Origin of the sequence: Mesorhizobium sp. WSM4976 (genome assembly GCF_029625685.1) — a bacterium.
Lineage (GTDB): Bacteria > Pseudomonadota > Alphaproteobacteria > Rhizobiales > Rhizobiaceae > Mesorhizobium.
This window is the reverse complement of record NZ_JARTVT010000007.1, coordinates 249,361-267,037: the sequence shown is the minus strand read 5'-3', so window position 1 is coordinate 267,037 and position 17,677 is coordinate 249,361. Positions and strand designations below refer to the sequence as shown.

The window sequence follows — 17,677 nt, the reverse complement described above, 5'->3', positions numbered from 1 at the left end:
CCCTCCCCCCCCCGCCCCCCCACCACCCCCCCCCCACCCCCCCCCACCCCCCCCCCCGACCCCGCCCCCCCGCCCCCCCCCCACCCCCCCCCCCGGGGGGGGGCCCCCCCCCCCCCCCCCCCCCGCTTTTCCTGGAATTGCAGTCAGATCTTCTGCTTCACGCCGTCCTTCGAAGGCATCAGGTCGACGCCGTTGAGCTTGCCGATATGGGTGGCGAGCATCGGCACATATTGCTCTGCGGGACCGGCGGCATGGGCCGTCGCGAACGAATTCTTGGTGGCGTTGCCGAGCGGGTTGGCGATGCCGGCGGCGCCCGCCATCGATTCCAGATAGGTCAGGTCCTTGAAGGCATTGGCAATGGTGAATTTATGCGCGGCGCGGTCGCCGTCCAAAGTCCAGCGCATGAAGGTCTGGTAGAAGCCGCAGTCCATGCGGCCGTTGCGGATGACGCTGTCGAAGCGCGCCGGCGAGATGCCGACCTTCTGCGCCAGCGCCAGGGCCTCCGAATAGATCGCCGCATAGCCCAGCGAGACGAAGTTGTTGAGCAGCTTCATGCGATGGCCGTCGCCGGTGTCGCCGATATGGACGATGCGGCCGGCCCAGGTCTCGATCACAGGCTTCAGCCTGGCGAACACCGCGTCCGGCGCGCCGACCATGGCGTCAAGCGTGCCTTCCCAGGCTTCCTTCGGCGTGCGGCTGAGCGGCGCGTCGACATAGTCGACGCCGAGGGCCTTGAGTTCGGCGGCCAGGGCCACGGTCGAGACAGGGTCGGAGGTCGAGCAGTCGACGACCACCGAACCCTTCCTGAGACCTTCCTTCAGTCCGCCCGGACCGCGGACGATCGCCTCCACCTCACGCGAGCCGGTGACGCAGATGAAGACGATGTCGGAAGCCGCCGCCACCTCCCGTGACGTACCCGCTTCCCTGGCGCCGCGTCCCAAGAGGTCTTCCGCTGGCTTGCGGTTCTTGCGGCCAAGAAAGGTCAGCCGATAGCCCTTGTCGACGATGTTCTTGGCGATGCCGTGCCCCATCAGGCCTAGGCCGATGAAACCGATGTTCTCGCGGGCAGCGGTGGTGCTCATGTCGTCTCTTCCCTGTTTCGTGGTGACGGGCGCCCGCGCGGCGGGCATTTGAGAAGGTTTCCGCGGATCGCGGTTGGCAAGCGATTGCGGAATACCCTATTGTCTGACAATACACATAATCCCTGAGCCTTGTGGAGAGCAAAATGACGAAGCGGATCATGTTCACCGGCGGCAGCGGCAAGGCCGGCCGGCATGTCGTTCAGTATCTGGTCGAACATGGCTGCCAGGTGCTCAACATCGACAACAGGCCGCTCGACAATCCGAAGGTACGCACGCTGATCACCGACATCACCGACAGCGGGCAGGTGTTCAACGCACTGTCGAGCTATATGGGCCTGCACGAATTCGATCCGTCGCTGAGAGCCCAACCGGTCGATGCGGTGGTGCATTTCGCGGCGATCCCGCGCATCATGATCACGCCGGACAACGAGGTGTTCCGCATCAACGCGATGGGCACCTACAATGTCATCGAAGCGGCGGTGAAGCTCGGCATCCGCAAGGTCATCATCGCCTCTTCGGAGACGACCTACGGGCTGGTCTTCGCCAACGAGCCGCGCAATCCCACGCATTTTCCGCTTGACGAGGACTACGACGTCGACCCGATGGACTCTTACGCGCTGTCCAAGATCGTCAACGAGAAGACGGCGCGCGCCTTCGCGCTGCGCAGCGGCGCCGATATCTATGCGCTGCGGATCGGCAACGTCATCGAGCCGCACGAATACACTCTGTTCCCGAAATGGTTCGCCGATCCCGGCTTCCGCAAGCGTATCGCCTGGAGCTACATCGATGCGCGCGATCTCGGCCAGATCACCTTGCGCGCCATCGAGAAGGATGGCCTGGGCTACCAGGTGTTCAACGCGGCCAACGACGATACCTCGTCGGACCTGCCGACGGCGGAACTGTTGAAGCGTTTCTATCCGGGCGTGCCGGTCAAGGCCGAACTCGGCGAATATGAGACGCTGCTTTCGAACCGCAAGGCGCGCGGCGTGCTCGGCTTCCGGCCTGAGCACAGCTGGCGCAAATACGTTAAAACCGCCTGAGGCGAGGCCAAATGCCGGCTGATCTGTGCACATCTGCGCAGGTTGCGGCAAAGCGGGCCTGCCATGCTTGACAGGCTCTGAAAACGGGATTTGGTGGACCTATGCGGTACGCGAAGCCGAATAATGAAAAAAAGCTGATGAAGACGGCGGCCGCGGAGCGTACGGCCGGCTTCCGTCGGGCCGACGCGCCACGCATCCCCGGCGCCAGCGTGCACACGTCGCTGGCCAGCGAAATCGGGCTTCGCATCGTGCGCGGCGATTATCCGCCGGGCACCATCCTGCCCAATGAAGCAAAATGGTCGGAGACCTTCGACGTCAGCCGCTCGGCGGTGCGCGAGGCGATCAAGATGCTGATGGCGAAGAGCCTCCTGGCGTCGCGGCCGAAGATCGGCAGCTGGGTCGAACCGAAGGAACGCTGGAACCTTCTCGACCGCGACGTGCTGTCCTGGTACGCGACGTCGCCGGATCGCGAGGTTTTCCTGAAGACGGTGCAGGAATTCCGCCACATCATCGAGCCGGAGGCGGCGGCCTTCGCCGCGATGCGACGCACCGACGAGCAGATGGCCGAGATCAGCCAGGCCTGCCGCGAGATGGGCGAGGCCACTAACCTGCAGGAGCGCACCCGCGCCGACACGCGCTTCCATCTCGCGATCCTCAGGGCTTCGGGGAACGACCTCTTGGTGCCGTTGGGCGTGCTGATCGAATCCGCTTTCGACCACCTCTTCACATACACGACGCGCGAGCTGGACGATCTGCAGCATGTCCAGAAGCTGCATGAGGCGATCGAAAGAAATATCCGCCTGAAAAGGCCGGATGCGGCGCGCAACGCGGTCCGCAAGTTGTTGGCCAACACCGACGAAGTCATTCAATCGCGTTAGGGTCGGTCAAGGCCTGGCAGATCTAATGCTGATTCTGCTTCTCGCGGCCGAAGGCGACGCGCAGCTCGTCCTTTGCCTTTTCCAGCACTTTTCTGCGCTCTTCGGGCAGGTTCTTGCCGGCACGATTGATGTAGAAATTCAGCATCGACATGGCGGATTGAAACGGCTCGGCCTTGCGACGATCGCTGTGCTCGGCCGAGCGTTTCAGAGAGGCGGCGATCTTCCTGGCGTCGTCGAATTCGAAGACATGCTCCTCGAGATCCAGCGCATCGCTGTGCTCGGTCACGTCAGCCGACCATTTCTTCTTTGCTGTCATGGCGAGACTCCTTTCTTGAGGCAAAACTCCAGGAAATGCGGCGGGTTCCCGGTTCTGGTGCCACGGATTCGCCGGTCGTGGCGCTGCTCGGCCCGGCAAATGCGCCGATAGTTGAGGCCGAACAGCCGACTTCGAGAACAGCGGACAGGAACGCCTTGACGACGATCGCCAGCAATGCAGCGCCCCCGGGCATAGACAGCGCTTATGCCTGGACGAGGCTGGCCATTTCGGTGTTGCTGGCGACCATAGGGGGCGTCGGCATGTGGGCGGTGGTCGTCGTTCTTCCGGCGGTCCAGGCCGAGTTCGGCGTCGATCGCGCCGCAGCCTCCATGCCTTACACCGCGACCATGGTTGGTTTTGCGGCCGGCAATGTGCTGGTCGGGCGCGCCATCGATCGTATCGGTTACTGGATCCCGGCGCTTTTTTCCTCAACGGCGCTGGCTGCCGGCTTCCTGCTGGCGTCGCTCTCCAGTTCGATCCTGCAGTTCACCTTCGCTCAAGGCTTTCTGATAGGGTTGGGGACATCGGCGATTTTCGGACCGCTGATCGCCGACATCTCGCACTGGTTCAATCGTCGGCGCGGAGTTGCGGTGGCTGCGGCTGCGTCCGGCAGCTATCTCGCCGGAACGGTCTGGCCGGCGATCATACCGCCGCTGATGAGGGCGGAGGGCTGGCGCTTCACCTATCTGGCAATCGGCATCGCGTGCCTGGTGACGATGGTGCCGCTGGTTCTGATGCTGCGCCGGCGTGCTCCGGTGGTTGTGGCAGGCTCGCCAGGCACGCGCCTGGTCCAGCCGATTGCATTGTCGCCGGCGGCACTTCAGGTGCTGCTGGTGATAGCTGGTCTGGGCTGCTGTGTGGCGATGTCGATGCCGCAGGTGCATATCGTCGCCTATTGCATGGACCTCGGCTATGGCGTCGCGCATGGCGCCGACATGCTTTCGATCATGATGGCAGCCGGCGTCGTCAGCCGCCTCGCTTCCGGTTTCGTCGCCGATCGGATCGGCGGGGTGAAGACCTTGCTGATCGGTTCGGTTCTGCAATGCCTGTCGCTGTTCTTCTACATTCCCTTCGACGGGCTCGCCTCGCTCTACGTCGTCTCGCTGGTGTTTGGCCTGTCGCAAGGCGGCATCGTGCCTTGCTATGCGATCATCGTGCGTGAATACATGCCCGCCAAGGAAGCTGGCCAACGGGTGGGCATCGTCATCATGGCGACCATTTTCGGCATGGCTATCGGTGGCTGGATGTCGGGTTGGATCTACGACCTCACCGGTTCCTATTCGGCCGCCTTTCTGAACGGGATTGCCTGGAACCTGCTCAACATCCTGGTGATGCTTCTGGTGTTCTGGAAGGCAAGACGCAGCGTCGTCGTCGTGGCCTGACGGGCTCGTGCCGGCGCTTTTCCAGGAAGACGCTTCGGCTTGACAACAAATCGCGGCTGCGCGACGCCAAGGCCGATGAACGCGGTACAGGCCTGCGAGATGACGACACCAGGGTCAATGGCATTGCAAGCGCGCAGCGGGCGGGATTTGCTGCGCGAGGCTCGCCCTTGACCAAGCCGCGCTCCCGTCGCGGCGGCGGCCGTCCGACGATTGCCGATGTGGCGCGCAAGGCAGGCGTCGGCGCGATCACCGTCTCGCGTGCGCTGCGCGAGCCCGGACGGGTGTCGGAAGACCTTCGCCGGCAGATACAGGCCGCGGTCGACGAACTCGGCTACGTGCCCGACCCGAACGCCCGCGCGCTCGCCTCGGCGCGGGCCGAAGTGTTCGGCGTGCTGGTGCCTTCGCTCACCAACAACGTCTTCGCCGAGGTGGTGCGCGGCATCTACGACAGTCTTTCCGATAGCCCGTTCCGCATCCAGATCGGCAACACGCATTATTCGGGACTGGAGGAAGAGCGGCTGCTACAGGTCTTCGGATCGCAACGCCCGGCAGCGCTGATCGTGGCCGGCATCGACCAGACGCCCGGCGCGCGACGACTGCTGGAGAATGCCGGCTGCCCGGTCGTGCAGGTGATGGAGACCGGGCCCGATCCGGTCGACATGATGGTCGGCTTCTCGCATCTCGACGGCGGCAGGACGGCCACCGAGCACCTTCTGCAGGCCGGCTACCGCAAGATCGGCTTCATCGGCGCCAGGATGGATCCGCGTTCGCAGCGGCGCCTTGCCGGCTACCGCGCCGCCATGGAGGCTGCCGGGCTGTTCGATCCGCGGCTCATCACCACGACGCCGGTGCCGTCGAGCGTGAGCCTTGGGCGCCAGCTGTTCCGTGACGCGCTGGCCAAGATGCCGGTGCTGGACGGCGTGTTCTGCAACAATGACGATATCGCGCTCGGGGTTCTGTTCGAATGCCATCGCGCTTCCCTGGACGTGCCGAAGCAGATCGGCATTGTCGGCTTCAACGACCTCGACATGATGCAGGTGTCGTTTCCCTCGATCACCAGCGTGCGCACGCACCGCTATGAGATCGGCACCCGATCCGTCGGCATGGCGCTTGCGGCGATTGCCGGTAACCCACCGGAACAGCGCATCGTCGATCTCGGTTTCGAGCTCGTGCGGCGGGAGAGCACAGCGCGTTGAAAAGTCCGGAAAAATGTCGAGGGCGGCGCTTTACACATAGTGATGGTAGCGCTACCATTTGTCTGTAAAATCAACATTCGGCAAGATCGTGAGGCTGTTTATTATACATAAGCAACAGTCTGAGCTTGTTTATTATGTATAATATGATAGTTTTCTAAATTGCCAGGAACGCTGAGGGGGGAGAGGAGGATCAGGGCGACGTGGTCGTCCCTGTGGGCGTGTTCGGAGGGCAGAGGGTGCCGACCGTGAGCGCCAGGATTCATCACAAGCAGAACTGCAACTGGGAGGAATATCGATGATCAAGTCACTCGTTGGCGGCGTCATTGCCGCCACTGCATTCGTCATGCTGGGTTCGTCGGCGATCGCCGGACCCGAAGTGGTCAAGGGACCCGCGGCAGAGCCGGACTGTTTTGCCCCCTGGGCAGCCGACACGCAGTTTTTCAAATATCCGAACAAGGAGGGTCCCTACCGCATCGCGCTTGCCAACGGCTATATCGCCAACACCTGGCGCATCCAGATGATCCAGACGGCCAAGGCCTATGCGGCACAGCCGGATGTCGCCAAGAAGCTCAAGGAATTCAAGGTCGTGTCGACCGGCGAGGATGTGCCGGCGCAGATTTCGGCGATCAACAACTTCATCGATTCCGGCTTTGACGCCATTGTCGTCAACGCACAGAATCCGACCGCCTTCGGGCCAGTCATCAAGCGTGCCAAGGAGGCCGGCGTCGTGCTCGTCGCCTTCGACAACATCCTCGACACCAAGGATGCCATCAACGTCAATGTCGACCAGAAGGGCCTTGGCGAGCTCTGGGGCAAGTGGCTGGTCTCACATGTCCCGAACGGCGGCAAGGTGCTCGAAGTGCGCGGCGTTGCCGGCACCTCGGTCGACACCGATCGACACAACGGCATCCACGAGGTGCTGGATGCTTCCGGCAAGAAGTGGAATGTCACCGAGGTCGTCGGCAAGTGGGATGACGGTGTGGCGCAAAAGGCCACGGCCGACGCGATCGCCACCAGCGGGCCGTTCGACGGCGTTACCGGGCAAGGCGGCGACACCGGCATCGTGCAGGCGATGATCGACGCCAAGCATCCCTTCGTGCCCTTCGGTGGCGAGACGGAGAACGGCTTCCGCAAGTTCTGCGCCGCGCACGCCGCTGATGGACTGAAATGCTCGTCCGCCGGCACCGGCCCCGCACAGGTGGCGGTTGCCATCAAGACCGCGATCTCCGCGCTCGAAGGCAATGTCGTGCCGCAGTCGGTCAAGCTTCCCCTGGCCATTGTCGAGGATCCGAATTTCAAGGCTGGTCAGGACTTCTTCCCGGACCAGTCCGACAATTTCTTCGTCGGCAATTCCTTCCCGACCTGCGGCATCAATTTCACCGCGCAGGAAATCATGGGCCAGACCAAGGAAAACAAATAGTCTGACCGGACAGTGCCGCGGCGAGCCCGCGGCACTGTCCTCCTGTTCTCAACTCGAAACGGCCAGGGAGGGCTGATGGACGGCGCGGCTCCGCTCTTCCGCATGGAAGGCATCTCCAAGCGCTATGGCGGCGTGCGGGCCTTGGAGAAGGCCGACCTGACGGTCACCGCCGGCGGCATCCACGCCATTCTGGGCGAGAACGGCGCTGGCAAATCGACGCTGATCAAGATCATGGCGGGCGTCGTGGCGCCCGACGAAGGCACGATGACGCTCGACGGCCACGAGGTGAGCTTCGCCTCACCGGCGGCCGCCAACCAGGCTGGCATCGTCTGCATCTTCCAGGAACTGTCGCTCATCCCGGAACTGAGCGTCGCCGACAACATCGTCATTTCCGATCCGCCGAAACGCTTTGGCATGATCGACCGCAAGGCGCAGCGGCGCATCGCGGAGGAAGCGCTGGCGCGTGCAGGGGCTTCAGATATTCATCCCCGTGCCCTGGTCAAGGATCTGCCGCTGTCGCGCCGGCAGATGGTGGAGATCGCCAAGGCATTGGCTCGCAAGCCGCGGATCCTGATCCTCGACGAGGCAACCTCGGCGCTGACGGCGGCGGATGTCGCCAAGGTCTTCGAAGTGTTGAAGCGGCTGCGCTCGGAAGGGCTGGCGTTGCTCTACATCTCGCACCGCATGAACGAGATCGCCGAGCTCGCCGACCACTGCACGGTGTTCCGCAATGGTCGCAATGTCGCCAGCTACCCCGCGGGCTCGAAGAGCGACAATGAAGTGGTCGAGCTGATGATCGGCCGCGAATACAGCCATATCTTCCCGCCGAAACCCGGTCCAACCGCTGCCGCGACGACGGTTCTCGAAGCGCGCAACCTCTCCTGGGCCGACCGGCTGGACAATATATCGTTGAGCGTCAGGGCAGGGGAAGTCGTGGGCCTCGGAGGTCTCGACGGGCAGGGGCAGCGCGAATTGCTGCTTGCCTTTTTTGGCGTGCTGCGCGGTCTTTCAGGCGAGATCCTGATCGACGGGAAGCCCGTTTCGATCGCCAGCCCGACCGAAGCCAGCCACGGCCGCATCGGGATGGCGCTGATCCCCGAGGATCGCAAGACCGAGGGGCTGATGCTGCCGATGACGGTGCGCGAGAACCTGTCCTTCGCGGCGCTCGACAGGCTGTCGAAAGCCGGCATCATCGATCGCGTCGCCGAGCAGCGGCTGATCGACGACATGGTCGGGCTCTTGGCCATCAAGACGGCGGGTCTCGACATTCCTGTCGGCGCGCTCTCCGGCGGCAACCAGCAGAAGGTGGTGATCGCCAAATGGCTGATGCGGCAGCCGCGCATCATCCTGCTCAACGATCCCACGCGCGGCATCGACGTCGGCACGAAACAGGAGATCTATCAGTTGATGCGCAAGCTGGCCGATGCGGGCGCCGCGATCCTGTTCTATTCGACCGACTATGACGAGCTGATCGGCTGCTGCGACCGCGTTCTGGTGCTCTATGACGGCGCGGTCAAGCGCGAGCTGGTCGGCGACGGGATCACCGAGCACGCGCTGATCGCCAGCGCGCTCAACATCCATGGCGATGCTTCGCGCATCGAGCTAGGAGGGAAGGCGTGAAGGACTGGCGCTACTGGCTGGCCGAGCAGCGCGGGACGCTTCTGGCCCTCGGCATCTTCATCGTCATGTTCGCCATCTACAGCGCGAACCATCCTGCCGGCTTCACCGCCAATGTCGTGCAGACGGCCGCCAACAAGGGCGTGCTGCTGGCCTTCGTCGCCATGGCGCAGACATTGGTGGTGATCACCGCCGGCATCGACCTGTCGGTCGGCATGATCTTTACGCTCACCAACTGCATGGCTTCATGGCTGGTGATCGGCACCGGCCTGGAGACGGCGTTTGGCGTGCTGGTGGTGCTCGGCACAGGGCTCCTCTGCGGTGCGGTCAACGGCGCCATAGTCATCTACGGTCGGCTGCAGCCGATCGTCGCCACCATAGCCACGGGCGCCGTCTTCTTCGGCCTGGCGCTGCTTTTGCGACCGGTTCCCGGCGGTTCGGTCAATGAGGACCTTGCGGATTTCCTGACCGGGCGTTTCTTCGGCGTGGTGCCGGCGAGCTTTGTGGCGCTGCTCGTCATCGTGCTCGTCGTGTGGGTGCCGTTCAGTCGCTCCGAATTCGGGCGCGCCGCTTATGCGGCCGGTTCATCCGAGACGGCGGCTTACATGTCGGGCGTGCCGATCCGCAGGGGTAAGTTCCTGGCATATACGCTTGCCGGCCTGCTTGCGGCCATCGGTGGCCTGTTCGTGACCTTTTTCACCTATACGGGCGAGGCGGCCTATGCGAGCGGCAACGCCTACACGTTGTTTTCGATCGCCGCCGTCGTGCTTGGCGGCGTTTCGCTGTTCGGCGGCAAGGGCAGCGCCATCGGCGCGATCTTCGGCGCGCTCGCCTTCCGCACCATCGGCGACCTGCTGTTCGTCTTCGACTTCGATCCGCTCTGGCAGCCGCTGTTCCAGGGCGTTATCCTGTTGATCGCGGTCAGCCTCGGCGCTTTCGCGCTGTTTCGGGTCCGCAACCGGCTGGAGTGGTTCCTGTGAGCGAGACGACACTTGGCGGCATCGCAGGCCGCATGCCCAAGTTTCTGCGACGCGCCGATCCGGCTGTTATCACTGCCTTTGCCTGCATCGTGATCCTGCTTCTGCTCGGCAGCCTCTATTCGCGCAGCTTCCTGTCGCCGGAATATCTGTTGCAGCAATTGAAGGTCGCGTCCTTCCTCGGCGTCATCGCCACTGGCATGATGCTGGTCATCCTGCTCGGCCAGATCGATTTGTCAGTGCCGTGGTCCGTGGCTACAGGCGCGATGATGGCCTGCGCGGCCGCGGCCTATGGATCGGTCGGCGTCGCTTTGGCCATTCCTTTCGGGGTCTTGTGCGGTGTCGCGATCGGCCTCGTCAACGGCATCGGCGTCGCCTATCTGCGCATTCCCTCGATGATCATCACTTTGGCCACCAATGCCGTGGCGCAAGGGCTGATGGTGGTCTATACGGGCGGTTTCTCGCCACAGGATTCAGCGACGTCGGCGATGCGCTATCTGGCAACCGGGTTCACCATTCCGGGCGTTCCCAACGCCGTCATCATCTGGGCGCTGATCGGCGCCGCGACGGTGTTCGTGCTCACCCGCACCAGCTTCGGCCGCGCCGTCTACGGCATCGGCAATCGTGAGCGCGCCGCCTATCTTTCCGGCATCGACACGCGCCGCATCGTGCTGATCGCCTTCGCCGTCTCCGGCGGCCTGTCGGCTTTTGGCGGCGTGCTTTTGGCTGGCTATGCGTCCAAGGCGGCGCAGTCGATGGGTGACGCCTATCTGCTGCCGTCGATCGCCGCCGTCGTGCTGGGCGGCACGTCGATCCTCGGCGGGCGCGGCTCCTATCTCGGCACGGTTGCGGGCGTGATCCTGATCACGCTCCTGCAATCCATCCTCTCGGTCATGCAGATGCCCGAGGCGGGGCGGCAGATCATCTATGGCGTCGTCATCGTCGCCATGCTTCTGCTCTACGGGCGCGCGCCGGCAAGCCGCTGACCGTGGATAGTGCAGGTGCAAGACCGCAGCTTCGCATGACCGATCTTCGGACAGCGCAGGCCATCGTCGTGATGGGCGTTGCCGGCTGCGGCAAGACGGCTGTCGGCGAGGCGGTTGCCGAGGCCCTCGGCGCCGACTTCATCGAAGGAGACCGGCTGCATCCGCCGGAGAATGTGGCGCGCATGGCGCGCGGCGAGCCGCTGACGGATGCGCTGCGCGCGGGCTGGCTCGACGCCATAGGCGAGTGTATCGCGGCCTCGGTCGCCGATGGACGAAAGGTGGTGGCGGCGTGCTCGGCGCTGAAGCGCAGCTACCGTGACCGGCTGAGCCGCTTCTGTCCCGGCACGGTCTTCCTCTATCTGAAGATCGATCGCGAGACCGCCTGGCGGCGGGTCGCCAACCGCAAAGGCCACTTCATGCCCGCAAGCCTGGTCGACAGCCAGTTCGCTACGCTGGAAGAGCCTGCCGCGGACGAACGGGCGGTGACGGTCGATGGAACGCGAAGCGTTGCCGGGACGCTGAAAGAGATCATCCGCTAGAGCGTTTCACCGTTTCACGGAACCAGAGTACACGACTCATAGGTTTTTGATGCGTTTTGGGAATTCGTCTTGCCAGGCGCGGATGGCGTTTTGGGGTGCGAAGGTGATCCATGCCCTGATCGCGTCGAGGCCGGTGCGGAACCATGACTCTCGCGTCGGCCTGGCTGGGAGGATCCTTTTGGCGAAGAATCCTCTATTCAATCACTTCAAGCCGTCCTCGCCCTTGCGTCGTGTACTATGGTCACGGAACGGCGAAACGCATCTATCTCCTTGTTTTTGGCGCAATTCCTGACGGAAACCCGCTCACACTTTTCCTGGAACTGCACTGGTAGATCAGTTGGTATTCATGCACCGTCGTTGCCGATCCCGGCCTCGGTTTGCCGCTCGGTCAGCCGCGTGGCGCTCGACCAGGCCATCATCTGCTCCGGACAGAGTATGAGCGTTTCCAGCATATGGTCGCGCTTCGACAGAATGTATCCCGCCTGGACGGCAAGGTTCTTCGCCGCTTTGTCCCCCGCCGGCAACATGGGGACTTGCGGGCCTGCGCTTAGCTGGGTGACGATAGCCCGGTACTGGCGGAAAGGGATTGTCTCGATGGTCGCCATGTGAAACAGCGCAGTACCCGCGCGCGCGGCGAAGTTTGCCGGCGCCGAGGCGAGGTGGGTCCAGCCACGTTCGCCCATGGCGGCCTCGGCGAAGGCGGAGCCGGCATAGATTGTGTTGGTCATCAGCACCACGCCATTTGCCCGCAGGGTCTTCTGGATGCGCGTTGTGACTTGATAGGCGTCGGTGCGCTCGAAGACGATCCGGCTTTTCAGGAAACGGTTCTCGATCTTGACCAGCGGCGGATTGATGACGCGGAAGCCGAATTTGCTTGGCGAAAAACCATGATGTTGCGCGCTCACCTGATGCGCTTGGACGCCTGCCTCATGCAGGGCGCGCTTGCCCATGATCGTCTGCGCCGTGAACTGGTCGCACCATATGATGACGCCGCACCCGTTGCGCATGGCTTGCTGCAGTCCTTCGAGGCCCTCCAGCCGGATCGCCGGCGACCAGCGCCACCCGGCGGCGAGATGCGCCGCAAGCGTCAGTCGTCGGCGGTGGACGGCGGCAAGCTGCGCTTCGAACATGCCGCGTGTGTCGGCGGCATCGCCGAGCACCGCTTTCACCGCGACCTCGTAACGGTCGAACTCCTTGCGAAAGTGGCGCTTGCGCCTGAGTCCGGCCACCCAGCCGCAGATGGGTTCCCACCGAGAGACCGGCAGAACCGCCGCGACGCCGAGATAGAAACAGGACAGCAGGCTCTCGCGCAGGTCCTGATTGGTGAAGCGGCGCAGTTTTCCGGGCCGGATTACCGTGCGGCTGAAGAAGCGAACCGACTCATCGCGGCTTGGCACCGGCACATCGGCAATGATTTCGGTGTGGTAGATGTCACTCGACGTTGGCTGCCGGCTGGCCTTGCGGGAATTGCCAAGCCAAGGAAGCCTCATGCGTCAGCCCCGTTTCATCTTCAGCCGCTTTACTGCGTCGAAAGCAGACAAGCAACAAGGGGCCTCCGTCGAGGGCGACCCGCTTTAGATTTGCGAAGTGAGTTCTGCCGGGAAATCGTCGTTGTCGGCGTCGCGCATGGCGGCGAGGCTGCGGTTGTCCAGCACCTCGGCGATCGCCTGGCGCACTTCCAGCATCATGTGACGGACCTGGCATGTTGCCTCGTCGCAATCCTCGCAGCGCTGGTATTGCGTGCGGCTGGCGCAAGGGATCGGCGCCAGCGGGCCGTCGAGCACGCGCACGACGTGGCCGATCTTGATCTCGGAGGCGGGCCGGGCGAGGCGGTAACCGCCTTCCTTGCCCTTGCGGCTCTGGACGAAGCCCGCATTGCGCAGTTCGCCCAGAATGGCATCCAGGAATTTCTTCGGGATGTTGTTGGCGACCGCAATGTCGTTGACGAATGCAAGCTGGCCAGCCGGCAGGCTGGCAAGATGCACGAGGGCCTTGAGGCCGTATTTGCCTTTTTTTGTCAGCATGCCCGATTCAGTTCATCAAACCCCAATGCGCCTGCATCTGGCGGTTGTTTGTGTGCAAATCATGACAGTTTGACCGTCGAACGCCCTCTGGCCAACAATTTGCCGGTGCAGCTTAGGCACAAACGCGTTGATTCTTCGTAACGTTTTTCACGTTGGGGCCGGGATCTCCCCTGCGAACTCATGCAGCCCCGCTTACAAGAAGAAAGCCGGCAAGGCCGGCCTCCTTGCGCTTCCTGATTGTGGCGCCCTTTCAGCGGGTGCCATAGGCCTGATCGAGCAGCCCGCCCGCGGCGAAATGCTCTTTTTGAACCTTGTCCCAACCACCGAATACCTCCTCCACCGTAAGCAGGCGGACGTCCGGGAAGTCGGCCTTGTGCTTGGCGACGGCCGCCGCGTCGCGAACCCGCAAGCCGTTCTCGGCGGCAATCTCCTGGCCATCCGGCGTGTAGAGGAAGTCGAGATAGGACTTGGCGAGATCGCGGCTGCCATGTTCGCCAGCAACCTTGTCGACGATCGCCACCGGGAATTCGGCCAGCAGGCTGACCGAAGGGGTGACTTGCTCGAACTTGTCGTCGCCATATTCCTTGCGGATGCCGCGCGTCTCAGACTCGAAGGTGATCAGCACGTCGCCGATCTCACGCTGGACGAAGGTGGTGGTGGCGGCGCGGCCGCCGGTGTCGAAGATCGGAACGTTGTTGAAGAGCTTGGTGATGAACTCCTTCACCTTGGCATCGTCGCCCTTGAAGGCCTCGTTGGCGTAGGCGGTGGCGGCGAGATAGGTGTAGCGCGCATTGCCCGATGTCTTCGGGTTCGGGAAGATCACCTGCACGTCGTCACGCACCAAATCGTTCCAGTCCTTGATGTGCTTGGGATTTCCCGCGCGCACCAGGAAGGACGGCAGGGAATAGAAGGGCGAGGCGTTGTCCGGAAAATCCTTTTGCCAATCGGTGGAGACGAGGCCCTTCTTGACCAGGAAGTCGACGTCCGTGACCTGGTTGAAGGTGACGACATCGGCGGCGAGACCTTCGGCGATGGCGCGCGCCTGCGCCGAGGTGCCGGCATGCGACTGATCGATCGTGACGCCGGGATGCTTGGCGATAAAGGCCTTGTTGATGTCGACGAACAACTCGCGACCGACGTCATAGGATGCGTTCAACAGCCTGTCGGCCGACCAGGCTTGGGAGGACGCGAGGACGAGACCGGCAACAGCCGCGATGCCGAGCAATAGACGCTTCATGAAAACAGGCTCCCTGGGAAAATGGATCGAAGCTATAGCGCGACCATAGTCGGGAATGCCTGAAGCGACGAGGCACGCACTCCGAGAGGCGGGCGAGGGTCGGGAAAATATCTCGCCGAAGCACCTCTTTGCTAGGATTTTCTTCCAAGCTGATTCATGAATGACGCCAAGCTGCGGCGCTGGCGGATGTGAAGGTAATTCAGGACTGGGGAAACAGCTTCCAGCGCCGCGGCCTGAAGGCCACCCGGCTTTTCTGCGCCGCAGGATGGTCGACCGGTAGCTCGATCTCGACGCGCCGGCGCTCGCCGCCGATCTCGAGCTCGACGCGCCTGGTGCCGGCGACGCGGCGGCTGGCGGCGACCGTGCCGGCGATGCAGCCGCTGCAGCCGTCGAGCAGGTCGACGTCATGAGGGCGGAAGTGGAGAACCGCTTCGCCGGGCGGCGCATGCGGCGCCTGCAGGCCGATCGGCCGGTCAGCGATCCAGACCTCGCCATTCTCGACCTTGACCGGCAGCGAGCTCGACTCGCCGATGAAGGAGTAGACGAAGGGCGAGTTCGGCGTGTCATAGATATCGTCGGCGGTGCCGACCTGCTCAATGCGGCCTTGGCTCATGACGACGACGCGGTCGGCCAGCTCCAGCGCTTCCTCCTGGTCATGCGTGACGAAGACGGTCGTGTGGCCGGTCCGGTCGTGGATCTCGCGCAGCCAGCGGCGCAATTCGCGGCGCACCTGGGCATCGAGCGCCCCGAAGGGTTCATCGAGCAGAAGCACCTTGGGCTCGATCGCCATGGCGCGGGCCAACGCCACGCGCTGGCGCTGGCCGCCGGAGAGCTGCGCGGGATAGCGCTTTTCCAGGCCTGACAGTTGGACAAGGTCGAGCAGTTCCAGCGCCCGGCGGCGGATTTCTTGGCCCGACGGCCTGGCGGCGCCGTGCCGAACCTTCAGGCCGAAGCCGATATTGTCGGCAACCGTCATGTGGCGGAACAGCGCGTAATGCTGGAAGACGAAGCCGACATTGCGCTCCTGGATCGACTTTTGCGAGGCGTCCTCGTCGCCGAAGAAGATCGCCCCCTTGGTCGGCCGCTCCAGGCCGGCGATCAGCCGCAGCAGCGTCGTCTTGCCGGAGCCCGACGGGCCGAGCAGGGCTATGAGCTCGCCCGACTTGATGTCGAGCGACACGTCATGGAGCGCCGGAAACCGCTCAAACTCCTTGCGCACGTTGACGACGCGAACTTCCATATATCGACCTCTGTCAGTGTCCGCGTGTCGCGGCGATCTCGGCGCCGTAGCGCATCTCGAGAAGTGTTTTCAAGACCAGCGTCACCAGCGCCAGACCGGCGAGCAGCGAAGCGACTGCAAAGGCGCCGACGGCATTGTACTCATTGTAGAGGATCTCGACATGCAACGGCATGGTGTTGGTGAGGCCGCGTATGTGGCCGGACACCACCGAGACCGCGCCGAACTCGCCCATGGCGCGCGCATTGCAGAGCAGAACGCCATAGAGCAGCCCCCATTTGACGTTGGGCAGCGTCACATACCAGAAGGCCTGCCAACCGCTGGCGCCGAGCGAGAGCGCTGCCTCCTCGTCGCCATTGCCCTGTTCCTGCATCAGCGGGATGAGCTCGCGCGCGACGAAGGGAAAGGTCACGAAGACGGTCGCCAGAACAATGCCTGGCACGGCGAACAGGATCTGGATGCCATGCGCCTTCAGCCATTCGCCGAGCAAACCTTGAGCGCCGAAGAGTAGCACATAGACCAGGCCGGAAATGACCGGCGACACCGAGAAGGGCAAGTCGATGAGCGTGGTCAGGAACGCCTTCCCCTTGAACTCGAACTTGGCGATGGCCCAGGCGGCCGAAAGGCCGAAGACGAGATTGAGCGGCACCGAGATCGCCGCCACCAGCAATGTCAGCCGGATGGCGGAGCGGGTGTCGGCATCGCCCAAGGATTGGAAATAGGCGCCGACGCCCTTGGCGAAAGCCTCCTTGAACACGATGATCAGCGGCAACAGCAGGAAGATGCCGAGAAAGACCAGCGTGACGGTCGTCAGCGTAATGCGGACCGGGCGGCTTTCCGTGACCGCGGCCGAGCGGCTCTCGTGGAGCGGCTCGTAGGATTTGATCTCGGGATCAGCCATAGCGCTTGCGGCTCCACGTCTGCACGAGGTTGATGACGAGCAACATCGCGAAGGACAGCGCCAGCATGATCGCGGCTATCGCGGTTGCGGCGGGATAATTGTACTCCTCCAGCCGGATGACGATCAGAAGCGGGGCGATCTCGGATTTGTAGGGCAGGTTGCCGGCGATGAAGATGACCGAGCCGTATTCGCCGACGCCACGCGCGAAGGCGAGCGAGAAGCCGGTGATGATGGCCGGCGCCAGGCTGGGCAGAAGCACACGCGTGATGATCTGGAAGCGGCTGGCGCCGAGCGTGGCGGCGGCCTCCTCGACCTCCTTGTCGAGCTCTTCCATGATCGGCTGGACGGTGCGCACGACGAAGGGAAGGCCGATGAAGACCAGCGCCACGATGATGCCGAGCGGGGTATAGGCGACCCTCAGGCCGAGCGGCATCAGCAATTTGCCGAGCCAGCCGGTCGGGGCATAGAGCGTGGTCAGCGCAATGCCGGCGACCGCGGTGGGCAGCGCGAAAGGCAGGTCGACCATCGCGTCGACGACGCGGCGGCCGGGGAAGCGATAGCGGACCAGCACCCAGGCGACGAGCGTGCCGAAGACGACGTTGACTGCCGCAGCGATGAAGGCCGTGCCGAAGCTGATTTCGAGCGCCTTGAGGGTGCGCCGGTCGGTCGCCAAGACCCAAAAATCGGTCCAGCCGAGAGCGGCCGAACGCCAGATTAGCCCCGAGAGCGGGATGAGGATTACGAGCGTGAGGTAGGCAAGCGAGAAGCCGAGCGTCAGTCCGAAACCCGGAATGACACTCGGCTGTCTGAATCGCCACCCCGCATGAGCGGGTGCTGTGGTCATG

18 protein-coding genes are annotated in these 17,677 nt (G+C 63.5%); 9 read left to right on the top strand and 9 right to left on the bottom strand.

The features are described 5' to 3' along the window. Positions 1–143: 143 nt before the first annotated feature. Entirely contained in the window at positions 144–1,082 is a 939-nt protein-coding gene (locus P9272_RS11345; RefSeq protein WP_128256446.1) for an NAD(P)-dependent oxidoreductase, read from the bottom strand. 143 nt (positions 1,083–1,225) lie between these two features. Here P9272_RS11345 and P9272_RS11340 point away from each other — a divergent pair, with 143 nt between their 5' ends. Together P9272_RS11340 and P9272_RS11335 are read left to right on the top strand one after the other, a co-directional pair. Further along, positions 1,226–2,122: an NAD(P)-dependent oxidoreductase gene (locus P9272_RS11340; protein ID WP_128256445.1), complete on the top strand. Its 897-nt coding sequence runs from the start codon at positions 1,226–1,228 to the stop codon at positions 2,120–2,122. A 137-nt stretch (positions 2,123–2,259) separates the two neighbouring features. Continuing rightward, positions 2,260–3,000 carry a FadR/GntR family transcriptional regulator gene (locus tag P9272_RS11335; RefSeq protein WP_278160606.1) on the top strand — a complete coding sequence of 247 codons (741 nt, stop codon included), beginning with the start codon at positions 2,260–2,262 and terminating at the stop codon, positions 2,998–3,000. Positions 3,001–3,022: 22 nt separating this feature from the next. Here the strand turns inward: P9272_RS11335 and P9272_RS11330 are convergent, their stop codons facing one another. Both P9272_RS11330 and P9272_RS11325 read right to left on the bottom strand, forming a co-directional pair. Next, positions 3,023–3,316: a DUF3175 domain-containing protein gene (locus P9272_RS11330; protein WP_278160605.1), complete on the bottom strand. Its 294-nt coding sequence runs from the start codon at positions 3,314–3,316 to the stop codon at positions 3,023–3,025. Continuing rightward, positions 3,288–3,491 (bottom strand): hypothetical protein, encoded by a 204-nt coding sequence (locus tag P9272_RS11325; RefSeq protein ID WP_278160604.1) that lies wholly within the window; start codon positions 3,489–3,491, stop codon positions 3,288–3,290. Before P9272_RS11325 ends, P9272_RS11330 begins: the two co-directional genes overlap by 29 nt. On the opposite strand from P9272_RS11325, the gene P9272_RS11320 reads away from it, so the two are divergent. The 7 genes from P9272_RS11320 to P9272_RS11290 all read left to right on the top strand — a co-directional run bounded on the left by P9272_RS11320 (position 3,472) and on the right by P9272_RS11290 (position 11,433). Beyond that, entirely contained in the window at positions 3,472–4,698 is a 1,227-nt protein-coding gene (locus P9272_RS11320; protein ID WP_278160603.1) for an MFS transporter, read from the top strand. The genes P9272_RS11325 and P9272_RS11320 overlap by 20 nt on opposite strands. 167 nt (positions 4,699–4,865) lie before the next feature. Further along, positions 4,866–5,894 (top strand): LacI family DNA-binding transcriptional regulator, encoded by a 1,029-nt coding sequence (locus tag P9272_RS11315; RefSeq protein ID WP_278160601.1) that lies wholly within the window; start codon positions 4,866–4,868, stop codon positions 5,892–5,894. 295 nt (positions 5,895–6,189) lie between these two features. Then, the gene (locus P9272_RS11310; RefSeq protein WP_278160599.1) at positions 6,190–7,314 is read left to right on the top strand and encodes a sugar ABC transporter substrate-binding protein; all 1,125 of its coding nucleotides are present in this window, start codon (positions 6,190–6,192) and stop codon (positions 7,312–7,314) included. Between the two features lie 75 nt (positions 7,315–7,389). Further along, positions 7,390–8,934 (top strand): sugar ABC transporter ATP-binding protein, encoded by a 1,545-nt coding sequence (locus P9272_RS11305; protein ID WP_128256439.1) that lies wholly within the window; start codon positions 7,390–7,392, stop codon positions 8,932–8,934. Further along, on the top strand, positions 8,931–9,911 hold the full coding sequence (locus tag P9272_RS11300) for an ABC transporter permease (RefSeq protein ID WP_278160598.1): 981 nt from the start codon (positions 8,931–8,933) through the stop codon (positions 9,909–9,911). Before P9272_RS11305 ends, P9272_RS11300 begins: the two co-directional genes overlap by 4 nt. Continuing rightward, positions 9,908–10,894 (top strand): ABC transporter permease, encoded by a 987-nt coding sequence (locus P9272_RS11295; RefSeq protein WP_128256437.1) that lies wholly within the window; start codon positions 9,908–9,910, stop codon positions 10,892–10,894. Before P9272_RS11300 ends, P9272_RS11295 begins: the two co-directional genes overlap by 4 nt. Before the next feature lie 35 nt (positions 10,895–10,929). After that, positions 10,930–11,433: a gluconokinase gene (locus tag P9272_RS11290; RefSeq protein ID WP_278160597.1), complete on the top strand. Its 504-nt coding sequence runs from the start codon at positions 10,930–10,932 to the stop codon at positions 11,431–11,433. A 344-nt stretch (positions 11,434–11,777) separates the two neighbouring features. Here the strand turns inward: P9272_RS11290 and P9272_RS11285 are convergent, their stop codons facing one another. The 6 genes from P9272_RS11285 to cysT all read right to left on the bottom strand — a co-directional run bounded on the left by P9272_RS11285 (position 11,778) and on the right by cysT (position 17,676). Then, positions 11,778–12,923: a hypothetical protein gene (locus P9272_RS11285; RefSeq protein ID WP_278160596.1), complete on the bottom strand. Its 1,146-nt coding sequence runs from the start codon at positions 12,921–12,923 to the stop codon at positions 11,778–11,780. 84 nt (positions 12,924–13,007) lie between these two features. Beyond that, entirely contained in the window at positions 13,008–13,457 is a 450-nt protein-coding gene (locus P9272_RS11280; RefSeq protein ID WP_040970141.1) for an Rrf2 family transcriptional regulator, read from the bottom strand. A 250-nt stretch (positions 13,458–13,707) separates the two neighbouring features. Further along, positions 13,708–14,694 (bottom strand): sulfate ABC transporter substrate-binding protein, encoded by a 987-nt coding sequence (locus P9272_RS11275; protein ID WP_278160594.1) that lies wholly within the window; start codon positions 14,692–14,694, stop codon positions 13,708–13,710. Positions 14,695–14,893: 199 nt separating this feature from the next. Then, positions 14,894–15,934: a sulfate/molybdate ABC transporter ATP-binding protein gene (locus tag P9272_RS11270; protein ID WP_278160593.1), complete on the bottom strand. Its 1,041-nt coding sequence runs from the start codon at positions 15,932–15,934 to the stop codon at positions 14,894–14,896. Positions 15,935–15,947: 13 nt separating this feature from the next. Next, positions 15,948–16,832 (bottom strand): sulfate ABC transporter permease subunit CysW, encoded by an 885-nt coding sequence (cysW, locus tag P9272_RS11265; RefSeq protein ID WP_127876700.1) that lies wholly within the window; start codon positions 16,830–16,832, stop codon positions 15,948–15,950. Then, complete coding sequence (cysT, locus tag P9272_RS11260) at positions 16,825–17,676, bottom strand: sulfate ABC transporter permease subunit CysT (RefSeq protein ID WP_278160592.1); 852 nt, start codon at positions 17,674–17,676, stop codon at positions 16,825–16,827. The genes cysW and cysT overlap by 8 nt, the downstream gene beginning before the upstream one ends. Between the last annotated feature and the right edge of the window lies 1 nt (position 17,677).